16 protein-coding genes are annotated in these 18,166 nt (G+C 63.8%); 7 read left to right on the forward strand and 9 right to left on the reverse strand.

The annotated features are described in order from the left end of the window. Nucleotides 1-162: 162 nt before the first annotated feature. The gene (locus RFM40_RS04675; RefSeq protein WP_320224637.1) at nt 163-1,581 is read left to right on the forward strand and encodes an aminotransferase; all 1,419 of its coding nucleotides are present in this window, start codon (nt 163-165) and stop codon (nt 1,579-1,581) included. A gap of 196 nt (nt 1,582-1,777) precedes the next feature. On the opposite strand, the gene RFM40_RS04680 is transcribed toward RFM40_RS04675, so the two are convergent. Together RFM40_RS04680 and RFM40_RS04685 are read right to left on the reverse strand one after the other, a co-directional pair. After that, nucleotides 1,778-2,980, reverse strand: coding sequence for an aromatic ring-hydroxylating oxygenase subunit alpha (locus tag RFM40_RS04680; protein ID WP_320277208.1), 1,203 nt, complete (start codon nt 2,978-2,980; stop codon nt 1,778-1,780). A 27-nt stretch (nt 2,981-3,007) separates the two neighbouring features. Then, entirely contained in the window at nt 3,008-3,277 is a 270-nt protein-coding gene (locus tag RFM40_RS04685) for a hypothetical protein (protein ID WP_320224635.1), read from the reverse strand. 157 nt (nt 3,278-3,434) lie between these two features. Between RFM40_RS04685 and RFM40_RS04690 the strand changes: the two genes are divergently transcribed. Beyond that, nucleotides 3,435-3,845 carry a hypothetical protein gene (locus tag RFM40_RS04690; RefSeq protein WP_320224634.1) on the forward strand — a complete coding sequence of 137 codons (411 nt, stop codon included), beginning with the start codon at nt 3,435-3,437 and terminating at the stop codon, nt 3,843-3,845. A 90-nt stretch (nt 3,846-3,935) separates the two neighbouring features. On the opposite strand, the gene RFM40_RS04695 is transcribed toward RFM40_RS04690, so the two are convergent. Both RFM40_RS04695 and RFM40_RS04700 read right to left on the reverse strand, forming a co-directional pair. Then, entirely contained in the window at nt 3,936-6,035 is a 2,100-nt protein-coding gene (locus RFM40_RS04695) for an ATP-binding protein (RefSeq protein WP_320277209.1), read from the reverse strand. A 32-nt stretch (nt 6,036-6,067) separates the two neighbouring features. Then, nucleotides 6,068-6,796, reverse strand: a complete 729-nt coding sequence (locus RFM40_RS04700) for a response regulator transcription factor (RefSeq protein ID WP_320272584.1) — start codon at nt 6,794-6,796, stop codon at nt 6,068-6,070. 93 nt (nt 6,797-6,889) lie between these two features. On the opposite strand from RFM40_RS04700, the gene RFM40_RS04705 reads away from it, so the two are divergent. Then, entirely contained in the window at nt 6,890-7,576 is a 687-nt protein-coding gene (locus RFM40_RS04705) for a response regulator transcription factor (RefSeq protein WP_320224631.1), read from the forward strand. Nucleotides 7,577-7,715: 139 nt separating this feature from the next. Here RFM40_RS04705 and RFM40_RS04710 read toward each other — a convergent pair whose 3' ends face one another. Together RFM40_RS04710 and RFM40_RS04715 are read right to left on the reverse strand one after the other, a co-directional pair. Continuing rightward, a complete protein-coding gene (locus tag RFM40_RS04710; protein ID WP_320224630.1) occupies nt 7,716-7,880 on the reverse strand; it encodes a hypothetical protein in 165 nt (54 codons plus the stop codon). 35 nt (nt 7,881-7,915) lie between these two features. Continuing rightward, complete coding sequence (locus RFM40_RS04715; protein WP_320277210.1) at nt 7,916-8,248, reverse strand: hypothetical protein; 333 nt, start codon at nt 8,246-8,248, stop codon at nt 7,916-7,918. Between the two features lie 339 nt (nt 8,249-8,587). Between RFM40_RS04715 and RFM40_RS04720 the strand changes: the two genes are divergently transcribed. Continuing rightward, nucleotides 8,588-9,040: a L,D-transpeptidase gene (locus tag RFM40_RS04720; RefSeq protein WP_126097593.1), complete on the forward strand. Its 453-nt coding sequence runs from the start codon at nt 8,588-8,590 to the stop codon at nt 9,038-9,040. A gap of 214 nt (nt 9,041-9,254) precedes the next feature. Here RFM40_RS04720 and RFM40_RS04725 read toward each other — a convergent pair whose 3' ends face one another. Beyond that, on the reverse strand, nt 9,255-12,338 hold the full coding sequence (locus RFM40_RS04725; RefSeq protein ID WP_320224628.1) for an efflux RND transporter permease subunit: 3,084 nt from the start codon (nt 12,336-12,338) through the stop codon (nt 9,255-9,257). Continuing rightward, on the reverse strand, nt 12,335-13,699 hold the full coding sequence (locus tag RFM40_RS04730) for an efflux RND transporter periplasmic adaptor subunit (protein WP_430691643.1): 1,365 nt from the start codon (nt 13,697-13,699) through the stop codon (nt 12,335-12,337). The genes RFM40_RS04725 and RFM40_RS04730 overlap by 4 nt, the downstream gene beginning before the upstream one ends. A 106-nt stretch (nt 13,700-13,805) precedes the next feature. Here RFM40_RS04730 and RFM40_RS04735 point away from each other — a divergent pair, with 106 nt between their 5' ends. The 3 genes from RFM40_RS04735 to RFM40_RS04745 all read left to right on the forward strand — a co-directional run bounded on the left by RFM40_RS04735 (nt 13,806) and on the right by RFM40_RS04745 (nt 17,136). Then, nucleotides 13,806-14,339, forward strand: a complete 534-nt coding sequence (locus RFM40_RS04735) for a TetR/AcrR family transcriptional regulator (RefSeq protein WP_320221013.1) — start codon at nt 13,806-13,808, stop codon at nt 14,337-14,339. A gap of 82 nt (nt 14,340-14,421) precedes the next feature. After that, nucleotides 14,422-16,023, forward strand: a complete 1,602-nt coding sequence (locus RFM40_RS04740) for an inorganic phosphate transporter (RefSeq protein WP_320277212.1) — start codon at nt 14,422-14,424, stop codon at nt 16,021-16,023. 84 nt (nt 16,024-16,107) lie between these two features. Then, nucleotides 16,108-17,136, forward strand: a complete 1,029-nt coding sequence (locus RFM40_RS04745) for a CorA family divalent cation transporter (RefSeq protein ID WP_320272592.1) — start codon at nt 16,108-16,110, stop codon at nt 17,134-17,136. Here RFM40_RS04745 and RFM40_RS04750 read toward each other — a convergent pair. Then, entirely contained in the window at nt 17,133-18,020 is an 888-nt protein-coding gene (locus RFM40_RS04750) for an MFS transporter (protein WP_320277213.1), read from the reverse strand. The genes RFM40_RS04745 and RFM40_RS04750 overlap by 4 nt on opposite strands. Nucleotides 18,021-18,166 lie beyond the last annotated feature (146 nt).

Here is an 18,166-nt window from a genome sequence, read left to right on the forward strand (position 1 = left end):
TCTTTCATCATGAGCGCATCCGCCGATTGAAATCAAGCGCTATTTCTGTAATATTGATTGAACGGACATTCAAAATGAAGTGAAGAAAGGCGGAATTTCCGCGGCATTCCGCTTCGTTTCGTGTCTAGGAAACACTCCGCAACTGGACGATGCGAGGCTAACATGGCGGCTCAAAGCAAGATTAAGGCAAGCGAAATCATCGAGCCCGGCGACGACGACGCGGTCGAGCTCGCCAAGCGCCATCTCGTCCAGCCTTGGCCCTACGCGGGCTCGGTCGGCGCGGAGGCGCGCGCGCTGATCGGCGAGGGCGACGGCATCTACATCACCGACGCTTCCGGCAAGCGGCTGATCGACGGCCCGGCCGGCATGTGGTGCATCAATGTCGGCCACCGCCGCGAGGCGCTGGCAAGGGTGATGTACGACCAGGCGATGGCGCTCTCCTACAACACGCCGTGGTACACGATGAACGCGCCTTCGGCCGAGCTTGCCCGGCGCATTGCGGACGCCGCGCCGGGCGACCTCAGCCATACCTTCTTCACCACAGGCGGCTCGTCGGCGGTGGAGACGGCGCTGCGCTTCATGCAGTTCTACAACAACGTGCGCGGCCGCCCGGAGAAGAAGCTGATCCTCAGCCGCGGCGGCGCCTATCACGGTTCGACCTACCTGTCGGCCTCGCTCAACGGCCGCCCGCGCGACCGCGACTGGATGGACGGCGCCGACGAACTGGTGGTGAAGCTGTCATCGCCCAACCCGTTCCGGCGGCCGCAAGGCATGAGCGTTCCCGCCTTCACCGATTTCCTCGTCGATCAGTTCGGCGACACCGTTGCGCGCGTCGGCGCAGACCGGATCGGCGCCTTTGTCGGCGAGCCGGTGCAGGCTTCGGGCGGCGTTGTCGTGCCGCCGGATGGCTATCTCAACCGCATCCGCGAGATCTGCCGCGAGAATGACATCCTCTACGTCTCGGACGAGGTGGTGACCGGCTTCGGGCGGCTCGGCCACGTCTTTGCTTCAGGCGACGTGTTCGGCATCGACCCGGATATGATCACCTTCGCCAAGGGCGTCACCTCGGGCTATTTCCCGCTCGGCGGTGTCATCATCTCGGAGCGGCTGCTGGAACTGTTGCGACGCTCCAATCATCCCGACGCGCTGTTCGGGCACGGCCTCACCTACACGAGCCATCCGATCGGCTGCGCCGTCGCGCTGAAAAACCTCGACCTACTGGAAGATGGCGTGCTTCAGCATGCACGCGAGATCGCGCCCTATTTCCAGGCGCGGCTGAAGACGCTCGAGGAATTGCCGCTCGTCGGCGAGGTGCGCGGCGTTGGCCTGATGGCTTGCGTCGAATGCGTCGCCGACCGCGAGAGCAAGGATCCGCTGCAGCTCGATAAGGATGTGGGCAAGCGCATCGACGCGCATTGCCACGAGCTCGGCCTTTTGGTGCGGCCGCTCATCAACATGTGCGTGATGTCGCCCCCGCTGATCATCAGTCGCGAGCAGGTCGACGACATGGTGGCAATCCTGCGCGAGGGGATTTCGCGGACGATGGATGATCTCAGGAAGGAAGGCGTGTGGCGGGGGTGATTAGCCTTCCTTCTCCCCGTTCTACCGGGAGAAGGTGCCCGAAGGGCGGATGAGGGGCGGCGCCGGCGTTTGGTGACTGGCCGTGCCACCTAATTCGAAAAGCGATCGTCTTTGAAGTGATAATCTCGCCAGCTCGGCGCTGCCCCTCACCTGCCTGCCGGCATCCTCTCCCCGTGCAACGGGGAGAAGGAAGGCTCTATCCCCTCGACCTCAGCGCGTCGTTCAGCCCCCACATGTCCTTCTCCTCGGGCGCCGTCTCGAGGTTGAGCACCGGGACCTGACTGCGCAGATGGTCGTGGTGGGTGCGCACGCCGTATTCGAGATCGGAAAGATAAAAGCCCCCGAAGGCTTCCGACAGCATGGATTCGTTCGACCACACCGAAAGCTGCACATCCTCGTTCATGGTGTCGCGGTCGATACGGTAGGCGAGGTAGCGCGCCGCCGCCTGCTTTCTTGTCTCGCCCTTGTAGCGGTAGATCGCGCCGCGCAGCAGCGTCTCGCCGGTCGACAGCGGGAACTCCTGATAGAACTGCACCGATTCCGGCATGATCGACAGCGCGTTGTTGGGGAAGATGCCGTAGTAGATCCAGGCCTTGCGCAAATGCTCCGGCAGATGCGTCGGCTCGGGCGCTATTTTGATGTACTGGCCGACGCTCCAGCGCCGCCCGGCATGCGGGTTGTAGGTGGCAAAGGACCGCGACACGCCGTTGATGAAGGGCTCGTCGAAATAGGTCGCGCCGTAAAGGTCCTGCAGCGCCGGATGCGCCATGGCGACGTGATAGCCTTCATTGTCGACGTCGCGCACCGACTTCCAGTTGACCGGCGATTTCTGCGTCCAGGTGCCCCAGGACGGCACCATGTCGGCAACGCGGTAGTTGGCGATCTCGGCCTCGATCGGCTTCAAGAGCTCGGCCACCGAAGGCTGCGGGCCGCCGTTGCGGAAGCGGATGAAGATGAAGCCCATCCAGATTTCCAGGTCGAGCGGCATCAGGCCGAACTCGGTCTTGTCGAGCTCGGGGAAAGAGCGCGGACGTGCCGCGCCACGCAGCGTGCCGTCGAGATTGTAGACCCAGCCGTGGAACGGGCAGACCAGCGCGTTCTTGCAGGTGCCCTGGCTGTCGGCGACGACGCGGCTGCCGCGGTGGCGGCACATATTGTTGAAGGCGCGCACGACGCCGTCCTTGCCGCGCACGATCAGCGCGCGCTCGCCGATGACGTCCATAGTCAGATAATCGCCCGCATTCGGAACGTCGGAGACGTGGCCGGCGATCTGCCAGTGATTGCGGAAGACATATTCCTTCTCGAGCTCGAGCAGCGCGTTGGAGTGATAACTCCACCCCGGCAAGCCCCGCCGGTCCCAATCGTTGGGGATCGCCACGTCACGGAGGTGCGGGTTCATAAAAGCGCTCTTCTTTTTGTTGAATACTCATTCAATAAAATCATATTTTGCATTGAAATGCAACGAGTTGTGGAAGTATGGAAATTCTGCGGCGGCGGCTTTGAGGTCGCCCAAGCCAGAAAAATCCCGGAAAATCCGAGCCTTAACCAAGGATGTAAAACAGCGGTTCCGGCTGCGGATTCGGGCGTTGCGATAGGTCCGTTTCGGCGCGCCTTGCGCATCGGATGATCGCGACAGCCACGCCAATTCGGCGGCTGTGTGAGGTCGCTTACAGTTCGCTGCGTCGGATAGGCGCATGAACCTTCGCTGGCGGGCAAGCAGGGATGGAAGGCTGGCGATCCAAATCCCTGTTTCAATCCTGTTACACGGGCAATCGCGCCCTACCATTCGGCTGTTACGCGGCGCGATTAAGTTCGTTTCATGGGAAAAGGAAAGATAACGAAGGGAGCAGCCGATGTTTGCGAAAGTCCAGACCGTTGACGCGAGTCGCCACGCATATGGCCCGGAGCGCAATGATCGCCGGCCGAAGCTGGCGCTGCGCCAGCGCGCCAGCGACCATCCGATGGCGATGTTCATGCTGATCGGCGCCTGCGCTTTCGCCAGCATGGTGCTGGCACCTGTCTCCGGCCCCGCTTTCGCTTCGCTCAATCCGCCGGCCAATGTGGTGCAGGGCGCCTCGACGACCCTCAAAACGGCGCGGCTGCCGGAGCCGGCAATCGACTTTGCCTGCAAGGGTCAGAACTGGGGCGCCGAAAACGCCGAATGCCTGCGCGCCATTGCCGAACAGGCCGGCCAGCACCGGGCCCGCGCGGTGCGCATGATCGCCAATGCCGCGCCGCTCACCAACACGCCGAACGTCTTTTAGAGTTCCCCTGAGCGCACCCTCCGCGCTCCAGTCAGGCTCCCGTCGCAAGTCGATCGGGAGCCTCTTTTTTGGCGGCTGGAACCCAGCCCGTCAGATGTGCGCCCCGCTGTCGACCGCGGCAAGCTCGGCAATCGCTGCGAGCACGCCGCGGACGTCGAGCGTCGAGAACGGCTTTTCCAGGATATGCGGGCGCTGCGGCGGCGGCAGCGCCTCGATCTCCGCCTTGGCGCCGATCAGGTCGCCGGTGACCAGAACGAAGCGCTGCGCCAGACCCGGACGTTCGGCCAGCAGCTCGCGGTAGATGGATATGCCGCTGGTGCCAGGCATGCGCAGGTCGGAAAAGACGATGTCCGGCGGCATATGCCCGCTCAGCACGTCGCCGGCCGACGTCCAGCTTGCGACGACGCGCGACTTGACGCCCATCAGCTCCAGTATGTCTGAGAGCGAGGCGGCGACGTCGGGCTCGTCGTCGATGATCAGTGCGTGGCGCAGCCCGCTCGAACGGACCGGTCCTTCGCCGGCCTTGGCGGCGCCGGCGACGATCGCCGGCAGTTGGACGACGAAGCGCGCGCCGTGCGGCTCAACCTCCTCGAACCAGATGTTGCCGTTGTGGCGCTCGACGATCGACTTGGAGATCGACAGGCCGATGCCGGTGCCGACACCGACCGGCTTGGTGGTGAAATAGGATTCGAAGATGCGCGAGCGGATCGCCTCGGGAATGCCTGGACCATTGTCCTCGACGGAGAAGCCGGGATTGCCGCGGTCGCTGCGGAAGGTCCGCACCTTGATGCGCCGCTCGGCGGTGATGCCGGCCAGCGCGTGCTGGCTGTTGATGAGGAAGTTGGCCGCGACCTGCGTGACATGGTCGGCATCCGCCATGGCAAGCAGCGGGCCGTTGGCGAAATCGGTGTCGATGATGATGCCGCTGGAGCGCGCGCCATAGGCGGTGACCTCGAGCGCGGCGCGCATCACCTGGTTGAGGTCAGTCTCGGCCTGCTCGGTCGGATGCAGGCGCACCATCGACAGGAAGCTCTTGACGATGCGGCCGCAGCGCTCGGCGGCGGCGCGCACCTTTTCGGCGCGCACCTTGGTCTGCGGATCGGTCGCGAATTCATGCAGCAGCGTCGACTGAGCCACCACCACCGCCAGCGGATTGTTGAGCTCGTGCGAGACGCCGGCGAGCAACGAGCCCATCGCCGCCATCTTCTCGTTCTGGTGCAGCTTCTCGCGCTGGCGGTTGATCTCTTCCTCGGCGCGCAGCTTTTCGCGCAGGTCGCGGATCGAGCCGAAGAAAAGCCGGCGGTCGGCGACCCGCATCTCGGTCGCGGTCAATTCGATCGGAAAGATCTCGCCGGCCGCGTTCTGGGTTACCGTCTCCAGCCGCTGGCCGACCATCGGAGCGCCTCGGCCGGCCATGTATTCGGCGCCGGACGCATAGCCCTTGCGGTAGTAGTGCGGCACGATGGTGTCGAGCAGATCCTTGCCGAGAATGTCGCTGCGCTGGAAGCCGAACATCTTCTCGGCGGCCGGATTGAATTCGATGATCGAGCCGGACTCGTCGATAACGACGATGGCGTCGAGCGAGGCCTGCAGCATGGTGCGGCGGATGACCTCGCTGGCATGCGCCTCGGAAGGCGAGTGCTCGATGGCGTCGCCGATGGCTAAAGCGATGATGTGGAGCGTCGCCTCTTCCTCGTCGGTCCATTCGCGTTCGGCCACGCAGTCGTTGACGGCCAGCGTGCCCCAGAGATGGCCGTGGGCGAAGACGGACACGGAAAGGAAGGACTTGATGCTCTGCTTCTCGAAATCGGCCCGCAGGAAGCCCTCGAGGTTGCGCGTGTGGCCGGCGAAGACCTTGCCCTGGCGCTCATCCTCCTGCAGCCGCTCCAGCAGCCGATCGGAGTTGATGATCGACTGCATGATCACCGTCGGCGATGCGAGCTCGCCGCCGAAGGCTGGGTCGATCCAGTAGGCGGCCACGGACTGGGCGAAGCCCTCGCCCGGCAATTCGCGCAGACGAAAAAGAATGCCGCGCTGGCAATCCATCGAGCGGGACAGCGTCTCCAGTATGCCGTCCATCTCTCGCTGCCAGTCGCCCGCCTCGCGCAGGCGGCGGACGACATGGACGGCCGCCATCGCGGCGCCCTGACGGGAACCCTGCATATCGGTGCGTGCTGCCTCAGCAGTCATGGTCGGCCGTCATTCGAGCCAGTGCGTGTCGTTCAATTGCTTTCGCCGGTCGGCAGCGAGAAGATATAGCCTTCGCCGCGCACCGTACGCAGGAATTTCGGGTTGGCCGGATCGGCTTCGATCTTCTTCCTGAGACGCATGATGCGGATGTCGACCGCGCGCGACGATTCGGGATCTTCCACGAAGCCGATCGCTTCCGAGATCGCCGCCCGCGTCAAAAGGCGGTTGGCGCGGGTGAGGAAAACCTCCAGAACGTCGAACTCGCTCTTTGCCATCTCGATGACCGCGCCATTGGCGCCGGTGACGAGCCTGCCGTCGAAATCGGCCTGGAAGCCGCCAAAATTCATGAAGCGGCGGGCGCCGGCCTCGATCTTGGCAGCCTGCGGCGCTGCCGGCTGCGGCACGCGGCGCAACACGCTACGGACCCTCGCCAGCACTTCGCGCAATTCATAGGGCTTGACGATGTAATCGTCGGCGCCAAGCTCCAGCCCGACGATGCGGTCGAGCGCGGTGCCGGCGGCGGTGGCATAGATGATGCCGATCTGGGTCTTGGAGCGCAGCCAGCGGCCGAGCGACAGGCCGTCCTCGCCGGGCATGGCGATGTCGAGGATGGCGAGGTGGAAGGATTGCGCCTCGAGCAGGCTGCGCGCCGCCGCGGCGTTCTCGGCCGTGGCGACGTCATAGCCGTTGGCGCCGAGATATTCGGCAACCGCCTCCCTCAGATCCGGCTCGTCCTCGACGACGATGATGCGCGCCTTCACAATGGTCTCGCTCCCGCTTTCAGCGGAAAGTAGATTGGGTATAAACATGATGTCCAGCGCTCATCTCGAGTTGTCTGTGGCGGAGTGGAAAAAATGGCAGCACGATCCGTCGTCGCGCTTGTGTCCGTAGCCGAAGTGGTAGCCGGCGACCTTGCCGACCATCTCGATCGGCGCGGGCACGACGTACGCCAGGCGCGACAGCCGTGGGAGGCGGAGTCGCTGCTTTCGGCCGGGGGCATCGATGTGGCGGTCGTCGGCGACGACGTGACCCAAGCCGAAAGCCGGGAGTTGCTCAAGCGCTATGGCGGCGAGGGCGGTCCCGATTTCGTCCTGATTTGCCGGCCACGCGATCTCGTCGACAAGGTGCTGGCGCTGGAGCTCGGCGCCGCCGACGTGATCGAAAGCCCGCTCAACGTCCGGGAGCTCGCGGCGCGCATCGGCGGCCTGTTGATGCGGCGCGGCCGCAACACCCAGGAACTGATCGTGCTGGAGAACGCCACCGTCGACTTGAGGTCGGCCATGGTCATGCATCGCTCCGGCGCCGAGGATCAGTTGTCGCCGGGGCAGGTGGCGCTGCTCAGGCTGTTCCTGGCGAGCCCGCGAAAGGTGCTGACGCGCGACGACATCATCGCCGCCGCGCCTGCCGAGAACGCCGACGCTTTCGACCGCTCGATCGATTCGCGCATTGTAAGGCTGCGCCGCAAGCTCGATACCGAGACCATCACTACGATCAGGGGCTCCGGCTATCGCTTCGATCCGCCGACGCCGCGCACCGACTGACTCGAGGGCGGCCAAGGTATCGCTCTGATCCGGCACCGGATTCCCCAAAACCGCCTTGCGCTCTTGCGCCCGATGCGATTTCGAGCTTGGCATCGGATTCTCCAAAACCGATTGTCATTTTTGGGTCCGATGCCAGTGCTTAACGCACCACAAGGACCGAGGGGCCCGATGGCATGTCGGCGTTGGCGGTGATCTCGGCGTGGGCGCGCTCCTTGAGGAGCACCGTTGCAAGCGCGGCAAAGCCAAGCAGGCCTTGAGCGTAGAGCAGTGCGGACAGCACCGAGGCTGCAAGCTTCGTCTTCATGTCTTTGATCCCCAAATTCGATAGTCGTCGGTACTTCAGGAAACTCCCGAAGCGCCCGCGCCGCTGACGGAGCCCCCCGCTGCGGCGCGGGCCTTCGGTCCTCTCGGCAGCAAGTAGCCGGAGGGGCCGCGCGTCCTCATCAGTCGAAGGCCGACCCGCCAGAGGGCCTTCAGCCGGTTGACGCGCAGGCTGGAAACAATCCAGACCGTGGCGATGACCAGCGCAGTGTGCAGCGTCGAAACCTCGCCGGAATTCATCGCGCCAAGCGTCGTCACAGGGTTGCCGGCGACTGAGCCGGCGCCACCGAGGATGACCGCCGCGACGCTTATCCTGAGAAGCCAGGAGCGTAGGTTCGATTTCCTGCCCATTTTCGTTTGCTGATGTCTGTTCCCGTTGCATCGATATTGCCGCCGGCCTGTATCCGCATCATGCCGCGCACGCCGCGTTTTGTTGCAACTTGGTTTCGAGATCGGCGAAATAGCTTTCGTATCAGAGGCATACGCGCTTTCGTTTTCGGCATCCGCTTGATTTCTCGTTAACTATACGCCCGTCCACGAGCCGATTCCGTTGGGTGGCTCCGTTAATTTCGAGAAACGGATTCGAAACAGAAACGAGCACCAAGCGAAATAAGCTTGAAACAGGTGCCCACGATAAGACGGCCCATCGAAATTGAAGCCGGCCGGGACCGGACAAAAAGAGGGATCGTCATGCATACCGCCATTTCAGCCAAGCTCATCAACATTGCCGCCGCCGCGCTGACCGGTGCTGCACTGCTTTTCGCTAGCAATGCCGCCCACGCCAATCAGATCGTCGCCCGGGTTTCGCTGTCGCAGCAGATCATGGAAGTCACGGTCGACGGCCGGCCGACCTTCACCTGGAAGGTATCGACGGGCGACAGGGCGCACATCACACCGACGGGATCGTTCAAGCCGACGCGCATGCACGAGATGTGGTATTCGAAGAAATACGACAACGCGCCGATGCCGCATTCGGTGTTCTTCAGCGGCGGCTATGCCGTGCACGCGACCTATGCCATCAATCGCCTTGGCCGGCCTGCCTCGCATGGCTGCGTGCGGCTGCATCCCGATGCGGCGGCCGATTTCTACCAGCTCGTCGAGGCCTTCGGTCCCACCAACACCAGCATCGTCATCGTCAAGTAACGACTGGGTCAAGTAGCAGGCAGGTTGCCGCCTTCGGCTCAATGCGCCGAAGCTGTGGGGCGACCGCCAAAAAAAGAGGCCGGGATTTTCCCGGCCTCTTTTTTGGAGCGAATAGGGAGTAGCGAATAGCGAGTAGGGGATTGAAGCCCCGTAGCGCGAACGCCGTTCCATCGCTATTCGCTACTCGCTATTCCCTATTCGCTATTGCCTCAGTTCAGGTCGGCAGCGCCGGCATCAGCTTCGGATCCGGCTTCTCGGCAAGGTGCGGCAGATCCTTGCTGGCGATGAAGGTGTAGAACATGGGCACGACGAACAGCGTGAACATCGTGCCGACCAGGATGCCGGTGAAGATGACGAGGCCCATCGAGTAACGGGCCGCGGCGCCGGCGCCGCTGGAGATGATCAGCGGCACGACGCCGAGCGCCATCGCCGCCGTCGTCATCAGGATCGGCCGCAGGCGCACCTTGGCCGAGGCGATGATGGCGTCGTGCCGCCGCATGCCATGGATCTCTCGCTGCTGATTGGCGAATTCCACCAAAAGGATGCCGTGCTTGGTGATGAGGCCGATCAGCGTGATCAGTCCGACCTGCGTATAGATGTTGAGTGTGCCCAGGCCGATGTTGAGCGGCACGATGGCGCCGAAGATCGAGAGCGGCACCGCCATCATGATGATCAGCGGATCGCGGAAGCTCTCGAACTGCGCGGCCAGCACCAGGTAGATGACGATCACGGCGGCGGTGAAGGCGATCAGGATGGTGTTGCCCTGCTCCTTTTCCTGCCGCGACTGGCCAGAATAGTCGATGAAGAAGGTGTCGGGCAGCGTTTCCCTGGCAAGATCCTCCAGCACTTTCAGCCCGTCGCCGGTGGTGACGCCCGGCAGCGGCAGGGCCGAGATCGTCGAGGAATTCAACTGGTTGAACTGCTCGATCGCAGCCGGCGAGGCGTTGGTCGAAATCTTCACCACCGCTGACAGCGGCACCATCTTGCCGTCGACGCTGCGCACGAAATATTCGCCCAACTTCTCCGGATTGTCGCGGAACTCCTTCGGCACCTGCGGGATGATGTCGTAGCTGTTGGAGTCGCGGTCGAACTGCGCCACCTCGGCGCCGCCGACAAGCAAAGTCAGCGTATTGCCGATATCGGCGATCGGCAGGTTCAGCGCCGCCGCGCGCTCGCGGTCGATGGTCACCGTCACCTGTGGCGCGTCATAGGCCATCGAGTTCTGCACGACGATGAAGCGGCCGGAAGCTTGCGCCTTGTTCTTGATCTTCTCCGCTTCGTCGAAGACCTCGGAGGGGTCACCGGTCGAACGCACCACCATGGAGATGGGCAGGCCGCCGCCGGAACCGGGCAATGTGGGCGGCGCGAAGATGAAAGCCTCGACGCCCGCCACCTTGGCTAGGCGGCCGGTGATATCGGCCTGGATCTGCTTCGAGCTGCGTTGACGCTCGGCCCAGTCCTTGAAAGCAAAGCCGACAAAGGCGCTGTTGGTCGAGCCACCGAAGGCGACGGCGGAGAACTGCGCCCTAGTCTCCGGGATATCCTTCACCAGGCCGAGGATCTGGTTGACGTAGGTCTCGGTATAGTCCGACGTCGCGTAGCGTGGCGCGGTCACGATCGAGAGCAGGAAGCCTTGATCCTCTTCCGGCGCCAGCTCGCTCGAGGTCTTCGTGAACATGAAGCCGGTAAGGGCGACCAAGGCGACGACGATGATCAGCGTCACCGGCCGGTTTCTGAGCGAGGCGGTGACCGCACGCTCGTAAACACGCTCGACGCGGCTGAACGTGCCGTCGACGATGCGCTGGAAGCGGCCATGCGCGCCGGCCTTCAGGAGGCGCGCCGACATCATCGGCGTAATGGTGACGGCGATCAGGCCTGACAGCACCACGGAGCCGGCCAGCGTGACCGCGAACTCACGGAACAACGCGCCGGTCAGACCGCCGGTGAAGGCTAGCGGCGCGAACACGGCGGCGAGCGTGATGGTCATGGCGACGATGGCCGAGAAGATCTCGCGCATGCCGTTGAAGGCAGCCTGCATCGGCGACATGTGGTCTTCCTCCATGTGGCGGTGGATGTTCTCCACCACCACGATGGCGTCGTCGACGACGAGCCCGATCGCCAGCACCATGGCGAGCAGCGACAAGAGGTTGATCGAGTAGCCGATCGAAAACAGGATGAAGCAGACACCGATCAGCGACAGCGGGATGGTGACGATCGGCATCATCACCGAGCGGAACGAGCCGAGGAACAAGAGGATGACCACGATGACGATGGCAACCGCCTCGCCGATGGTCTTGAACACCTCTTCGATCGAGGCGCTGATCTGCTCGGTGGAATCGTAGACGACCTCGATCGTCATGCCTTTCGGCAGCGTCTCCTGAATCACCGGCACGAGCTTGGTGACCGCCGCTGCCGTCGTCAGTGGGTTGGCCGCCGGCGTCGGGAAGATAGCAAGGAAGGTGCCGGGCTTGCCGTTGAAGCTCACCCTGGTGTCGGTGCTTGCCGCGCCGAGCTCGACGCGCGCCACGTCACGCAGGCGCACCACCTGGCCGTCCGTCGAGCGGATCGGCAGTTGGGAGAAAGCCTCCGGCGTCTGCAAGGTCGAGTGCACGGTGATCGAGGAGACCACATACTCGTTCTGGGTGTTGCCGGGCGCGGACAGGAAGTTGGAGTTGTTGATCGCGGTCAGCACGTCGGCGGCGGTCGCGCCGCGGGCGGCAAGCCTGACCGGGTCGATCCAGACGCGCATCGAATATTCCTCGGCGCCGAAGATCTGCACATCGGCGACGCCTTCCACCGTCGAAATGCGGGGCCGCACGACACGCTCGATGTACTCGGTGAGCTGCTCCTTCGTCATGTTCGGATTCTGCATCGAGATGTACATCATCGCGAACTGCTGGCCGGTGCCCTTGACGATCACCGGGTCCTTGGACGCATCCGGCAAAGTGCCGCGCACGCCCTGAACCTTGGACAGCACTTCGGTCAGCGCCACGTCGGGATTGGAGCCGAGCTTCATCTGCACGGTCACGGTGCTCGAAGACGGACGGCTCGACGAGGTCACGTAATCGATGTTTTCCGTCGAGGCGACGGCGCGCGCGATCGGCGCGGAGATGAAGCCCTGGATCAGGTCGGCGCTGGCGCCGGGATAGGCGGTGGTGATGGTGATCGCCGTCTCGTCCACCTTCGGATATTGACGGATCGACAGGTTGAAGATGGCCTGGAATCCCAGGAGCAGGATCATGCAGGCCAGCACCGTCGACAGGACGGGCCGGCGAATGAAGATATCGGAAAAGCTCATTGCTGAACCTGCTCGTTCGCCGATTTGCTGGGATCAATGGTGTTGTCGACGGCAACGGACATGCCGTTGAAGAGCCGGTTCTGGCCGGCGGTGACGACCTGATCGCCAGCCTTCAAGCCCTCGGTGATCTCGACCATGCCGTTGTTGCGGCGACCGAGCTTGACGAACACCTGCGACAGAACGAGCGCCGGCTGCTGCCCGGCCTCGGCAGGCTTGGCGGTGTCGGCTACGGTCTTGTCGGCAGGCTTCGCGGCGTTATCGGCAGCCTTTGCCGTATCGGAGGCCGGCTTCGAGGCATCGACTTGCGGCTTGGCGGCGTCGCCGGCGGGCTTCTCCGCGCCGGCTTTCCCGTCTTCCGGTTTCGCCGGCGCAGCGGCGCCGGCATCGGCGGGCTTGGCCGGCACCACCACGAAGACATAGTCGCCGTAAAGGCTTGACGTCACCGCGGTCTGCGGCACTGAGATGACGTTGTTTTCCTGCGGCAGCTCGACGCGGATCTGCACGAACTGGCCAGGCGTAAGCTTGCCCTCCGGGTTGGCGACCTCGCCGCGGATCGACACCAGCCGGCTCGCCGGGTCGATCTTGGGGTCGATGCCGCGAATGGAGCCGGCAAAGGGCATGTCGGCAACGTTGCCGCCGATCCGCACCGTCTGGCCGATCTTCAACAGCGGCAGCTGCTGCTCGGGCACCGTGAAGTCGACCCGCATCGTGTCCAGGTCCTGGATCGTCACAACCGAGTTTCCGGGCGCCAGATATTGGCCGATGTCGATCTTGGGAATGCCGACCGTGCCGCCGAAGGGCGCGGACAATTGCTTCTGGTCGAGCACTGCCTGCAGCTTGTTCACCTGCGCGGCCGAGGCGTCTGCCGCAGCACGCGCAGCATCAAGCGTCGCGTCCGTGCCGACGCCACGCCGCTGCAATTCGATCGCGCGGGTCAGCGCCGCCTGATCCGACGCGGCCTGCGCCTTCTGCGCCACCAGATCGGCCTTCTCGACGGCATCGTCGAGCTGCAGGAGCACGGCGTCGGCCGCGACCTTCTGGTTGGCGTGGAAGAGGATGTCCTTGACGATGCCGGCTGTCTCGACGGTCAGATCGACGCCGCGCACGGCGTTGACGGTGCCGATCGCCTCGACGCCAGGCGTCCAGTTCGCGGGCTTCGCAACGACGGTCGAGACTGTCGCGGCCGGGGGTTTCATAGTGGCGAAAAACTGCTTGATCGCACTATCGCGAAACAGGTTGAAACCGACAACGCCGGCGCACACCACGGCGAGCAGCAGCAGAATTCCGGTGATGATAAAGAAGCGCTTCACGGACAGTCCCCTCGAGCCGGCAACCGGCAAAACGTCGATCTCGGGACACATATCGATGATGAATCCCGATTTCAAATTTCGGGCGCTTTACTGTACCGTCTGGACGGTCTTGTCAATTCCGCATAAGCTCATCATAAGCTAATGTAAGGGAGGCGTGATGAAAGCTCGCAGGGCAAATTCGCGCGACAGGATACTAGCCGCGGCCGCCGACGTGGCGCGCGAGGCGGGTCCGGGAAGCCTGTCGCTCGACGCCGTCGCCAACCGGGCAGGCGTGTCGAAGGGCGGCCTGCTCTACAATTTCCCGACCAAGGCCAAGCTGATGCAGGGGCTGGTCGAAAACTACCTCAACGAGTTTGAGCAGGACCTCGAAGCGCGCGTTGCCGAAACCGGTCATGAGAACGCGCTTTCGGCCTATATCCGGCTCTCGGCCGACGATTGCGAGGAGCCGCAGCCTTCGGCATCGTGGATCTTCTCGGCGATCGCCGAGGATCCGGACTTCCTGACGCCGATAACAGCGTTCAAGCGGCAGCTCTTCGAACGGCTGAAAGGGGAGACGGACGACCTCGGCTCGCTGCTGGTCTGTTTCCTCGCCATCGAAGGACTGCGCAGCATGAATCTCTTCGATTCCGACGTGCTCTCGCAGGAGGAGCGCAAGCTCCTGGTTTCCTCGCTTCTAAAGATAGCCGGATAGGTTGTAGGGCGTCACACCAGCTTCATCCTGGGGACGTAGCGTTCCGCTCGGTTCTTTGCTGCAATGCAAAAGGAGTGGGACAATGGTGGACGTAGTTTCCAGTGAGGCGGGGATCCCGAGACCGGATCATCCCCTAGAGCAATCGGGCGGCGCCAAGTGGTTCCTGCCGGCCTTCGGCGTGTTGGTTCTGGCCGGCCTCATCTATGTCGGCTATGCGCTGAGCCAGGACCTGGCGATCGCCAAGACGGTGCCGTGGATCCTGCTCGGCATCGCACTTCTGATCGCGCTCGGCTTCGAATTCGTCAACGGTTTCCACGACACCGCCAACGCGGTGGCCACCGTCATCTACACCCGCTCCCTGCCGGCCGAATTCGCCGTCATGTGGTCGGGCGTCTTCAACTTCCTCGGCGTGTTGACCTCGAGCGGCGCGGTGGCGTTCGGCATCCTGTCGCTCCTGCCGGTCGAGCTCATCCTGCAGGTCGGCTCGTCCTCCGGCTTTGCCATGGTGTTCGCCCTGCTGGTCGCGGCGATCCTGTGGAACCTGGGCACCTGGTTCCTCGGCCTGCCGGCGTCCAGCTCGCATACGATGGTCGGCTCGATCATCGGCGTCGGCCTCGCCAACCAGTTCATGGCGCCGGCCGGAAGCGCCACCAGCGGCGTCGAGTGGGGACAGGCGACGAATGTCGGCATGTCGCTGCTTGTTTCGCCACTCGTCGGCTTCTTCGCCGCTGCCATCCTGCTCTATGCGATGAAGCTTCTGGTGCGCAATCCGGCGCTCTATGAGGCGCCGAAGGGCAACACGCCGCCGCCGTGGTGGATCCGCGCGCTGCTGATCTTCACCTGCACTGGCGTCAGCTTCGCGCACGGCTCGAACGACGGACAGAAGGGGATGGGCTTGATCATGCTGATCCTGATCGGCGTGGTGCCGACCGCTTATGCGCTCAACCGCACGCCGGACATCAACTATCTCGAGGCCTATAAGTCCGCCTCGGTTTCCGTCGAGCAGGCGCTGGGCAAATACGCAAAGCCGGGCGTCACCGTCGCCGACCCCAAGGCCACGGTCCAAGAGGCTGTGCGCAGTAAGTCGTGGAACGATCAGACGACTGTGGCGCTGCAGACCTACATCCACAACACGACCGCCGGGCTGCAGCCCTACGCTACCGTCGAAAAGGTACCGACCGACCTGGTCAGCAACGCCCGCAACGACATCTATCTGATCGGCGAAGCACTGAAGCTGATCGACAAGAAGAAGCTGCTGCCGATGCAGGACGCCGACCTGAAGGCGGTCACCGACTATCATAAGGCGGTCGACAACGCGACCAAGTTCATCCCGCTGTGGGTGAAGATCGCCGTGGCGCTGGCGCTCGGCCTCGGCACCATGGTCGGCTGGAAACGCATCGTCGTCACGGTTGGCGAGAAGATCGGCAAGAGCCACCTGACCTACGGCCAGGGCGCCGCCGCGGAGCTGGTCGCGATGATCACGATCGGCATGGCCGACCGTCTCGGCCTGCCGGTGTCGACCACCCACGTTCTGTCGTCCGGCGTTGCCGGCACGATGGCTGCGAACGGCTCCGGCCTGCAGTGGGCGACCGTGCGCAACCTTTTGCTGGCCTGGGTGCTGACGCTGCCCTGCTCGATCGCGCTGGCCTTCGTGCTCTTCGTGATCCTCCGCCAGGTGTTCTGAGCGGCAGGTCGTGCATTGACAACAATAGCGGCGGCGCCGGCTTCGGCGCCGTCACAGTTTCGGGCATGTCCATGAGTGGCGGCCATGAATGACGCATCGCATCTGACACTGCTTGCCTGGGACGATAGCCGGCATCATGCGCCCGGGCTGGTCTGGGCCTATCGCGGCACCGCCGACGCAGCGCCACAGCCGATCGCTCCGAAAGACATCGAGGCCGCGCTCGCCGAGCCGGATGGTTGGGTGTGGCTGCATGTCGACCTCATCGACCAGCGCGCGCATTCCTGGATCAGCCATGCCTGCGCGCTGCCGCAATCGGCGCATGCAATCCTCGAAGGCCATGAAGACAGCATGGCGCTGGCGCATGAGAAGGGCGTCGTGCACGGCATCGCCGCCGATCTGCACGGCGAGATCGGACGCCGATCAACCACCATCGGCAGGCTGCATTTCGCCGTGACCGACCGGCTGCTGGTGACCGGCCGCCGCCATTCGCTGGCTGCCGTCGAGGAAGTGCACAACACACTGTCGGAGGGTTTTGCGCCGGCAACGGCATTCGAGCTGTTCAGCGCGATCGTGCTCGCCTTTTGCAAGAGCGCAAGCGAGCGGCTGGCCGCGGCGACCAAGCAACTGGACGATGTCGAGGATCATCTCGTCACCGAGCGGCTTGCCGACGAACGGCGGCGGATCAAGGACGTACGCCGGCTCACGGTCTCGCTGCACCGGCCGATCTCGGCGCAGGCGGCGCTGTTTCAGGACGAGAACCGTGCCGGCTGGGAGCTGTCGGCAGGCGCGCATGAGATACTGGGTAGCCTGTCGGCGCGCCTCAAAAGGCTCGACCGCGAAGTCGTCATGGTCAACGACCGCGCGAGGCTGCTGCAGGAAGAGGTCGCGGCCGAGCTCGCGGATGAATCGAACCGTAGCCTGAAAGCGCTGGCGGTGATGAGCGCGCTGCTTCTGCCGGGAACGCTGATCGTCGGCATTTTTGGCATGAACACCGCCGAGCTGCCGCTGACGCATACGCATGGCGGCTTCCTGCTGGCGCTGCTGCTCGTGGTAGCGGCGACCGGCCTGTTCTACTGGCTGCTGTTGAGAGCCGGCGCCGATCTCAAATTCTAGACTAGGGTCTTTGAGCTCGAAGGCTCCAGGTGCCGCGACGCGGCCCGGATCGTCGTCGCCGTCAGTCGGTGGCGCAGCTGGCGCAGCGACAACACGTGCAGCAGGATTGAGCTTGGCACCACGAAAGCAGGGGTCAGCACACCCGGATAATCGCCAGCGCCGATGCTCTGCACATCCGGAACGATCAACTGCCACGGGCCGGGCGAGGTAATCATGCCCATGGTGATCGCGACAGCGAAGTCGGCAAGGCCGAGGATGTTCCAGAGAGTTGCCGTCCTCCGGCCCTCGTCTGTGCCGGTCGCCACAGCGATCGCCGCCGGCAACGCGAACAGTCCTGTCAGCATGTCGCCGATGCCTGCCGGCACTGCGAACACGCCGGGCAGCGCACCATGCAGCCACGCCGCGAGAGCCCAGCTGCCGAATACGCGGTAGAGCTGAACCGCGACGAGCCAGCTCGCCGGCATCGCATCGAGCACCTGCCCGATCCGCTTAGAGAACAGCAACAGCGGCGCGCCGATGATCACCGGCAGGAAGATCGCCGATGGCAACACCGGTAAAGACGTGGTGTCCGGGTGGAAGACGCCATTGATCGCGGCGCTCCAGGCGACGGTGAACCACAGCGTGTCCGGGATCATGATCGCCAACCAGGTCGCGCGGCGTTGACCTGGCGTCAGGCTCGTATGTTCGAGGCCGAGCCACAATCCGAGCGCGATGAGGCCGTGGGCGGCGAGCTGGTGGGCCGTGGTCGGAACGCCGCTGGCCGGGATCGTCGGCCAACGATAGATCAAGAGTAGCCACAGCGCTGTGAGCGGCGCAAACCAGAGCAGGCCGCGCCAGGCGTCGCGCGACGGAACGATAGCGGAGGAAGCAGCTTCGACGGTCATCGGGGCACTCCATTGAGCCCAGCGCATTTTGCTGGCTCAGAAGTAGGCCCGCTCTCCGCGAGCGGCTATCCGCGATAATGTTTATGGGCTATGAAGAAGAGCTTCACAGTCCACAGAGTGTGCTTGATGCCGTGGGGGTGTTTCTA

This window comes from Mesorhizobium captivum (genome assembly GCF_033977165.1).
GTDB lineage: Bacteria > Pseudomonadota > Alphaproteobacteria > Rhizobiales > Rhizobiaceae > Mesorhizobium > Mesorhizobium captivum.

What these genes read in the sequence shown, in the direction of transcription:
- RFM40_RS04710 (WP_320224630.1), bottom strand. Translation starts at nt 7,880, where the DNA reads ATGAAGACGAAGCTTGCAGCCTCGGTGCTGTCCGCACTGCTCTACGCT.
- RFM40_RS04745 (WP_320272592.1), top strand. Translation starts at nt 16,108, where the DNA reads ATGAATGACGCATCGCATCTGACACTGCTTGCCTGGGACGATAGCCGG.
- RFM40_RS04705 (WP_320224631.1), top strand. Translation starts at nt 6,890, where the DNA reads ATGGCAGCACGATCCGTCGTCGCGCTTGTGTCCGTAGCCGAAGTGGTA.
- RFM40_RS04740 (WP_320277212.1), top strand. Translation starts at nt 14,422, where the DNA reads ATGGTGGACGTAGTTTCCAGTGAGGCGGGGATCCCGAGACCGGATCAT.
- RFM40_RS04750 (WP_320277213.1), bottom strand. Translation starts at nt 18,020, where the DNA reads ATGACCGTCGAAGCTGCTTCCTCCGCTATCGTTCCGTCGCGCGACGCC.
- RFM40_RS04720 (WP_126097593.1), top strand. Translation starts at nt 8,588, where the DNA reads ATGCATACCGCCATTTCAGCCAAGCTCATCAACATTGCCGCCGCCGCG.
- RFM40_RS04735 (WP_320221013.1), top strand. Translation starts at nt 13,806, where the DNA reads ATGAAAGCTCGCAGGGCAAATTCGCGCGACAGGATACTAGCCGCGGCC.
- RFM40_RS04690 (WP_320224634.1), top strand. Translation starts at nt 3,435, where the DNA reads ATGTTTGCGAAAGTCCAGACCGTTGACGCGAGTCGCCACGCATATGGC.
- RFM40_RS04675 (WP_320224637.1), top strand. Translation starts at nt 163, where the DNA reads ATGGCGGCTCAAAGCAAGATTAAGGCAAGCGAAATCATCGAGCCCGGC.
- RFM40_RS04725 (WP_320224628.1), bottom strand. Translation starts at nt 12,338, where the DNA reads ATGAGCTTTTCCGATATCTTCATTCGCCGGCCCGTCCTGTCGACGGTG.
- RFM40_RS04730 (WP_430691643.1), bottom strand. Translation starts at nt 13,699, where the DNA reads ATGTGTCCCGAGATCGACGTTTTGCCGGTTGCCGGCTCGAGGGGACTG.
- RFM40_RS04695 (WP_320277209.1), bottom strand. Translation starts at nt 6,035, where the DNA reads ATGACTGCTGAGGCAGCACGCACCGATATGCAGGGTTCCCGTCAGGGC.
- RFM40_RS04680 (WP_320277208.1), bottom strand. Translation starts at nt 2,980, where the DNA reads ATGAACCCGCACCTCCGTGACGTGGCGATCCCCAACGATTGGGACCGG.
- RFM40_RS04685 (WP_320224635.1), bottom strand. Translation starts at nt 3,277, where the DNA reads ATGCGCCTATCCGACGCAGCGAACTGTAAGCGACCTCACACAGCCGCC.
- RFM40_RS04715 (WP_320277210.1), bottom strand. Translation starts at nt 8,248, where the DNA reads ATGGGCAGGAAATCGAACCTACGCTCCTGGCTTCTCAGGATAAGCGTC.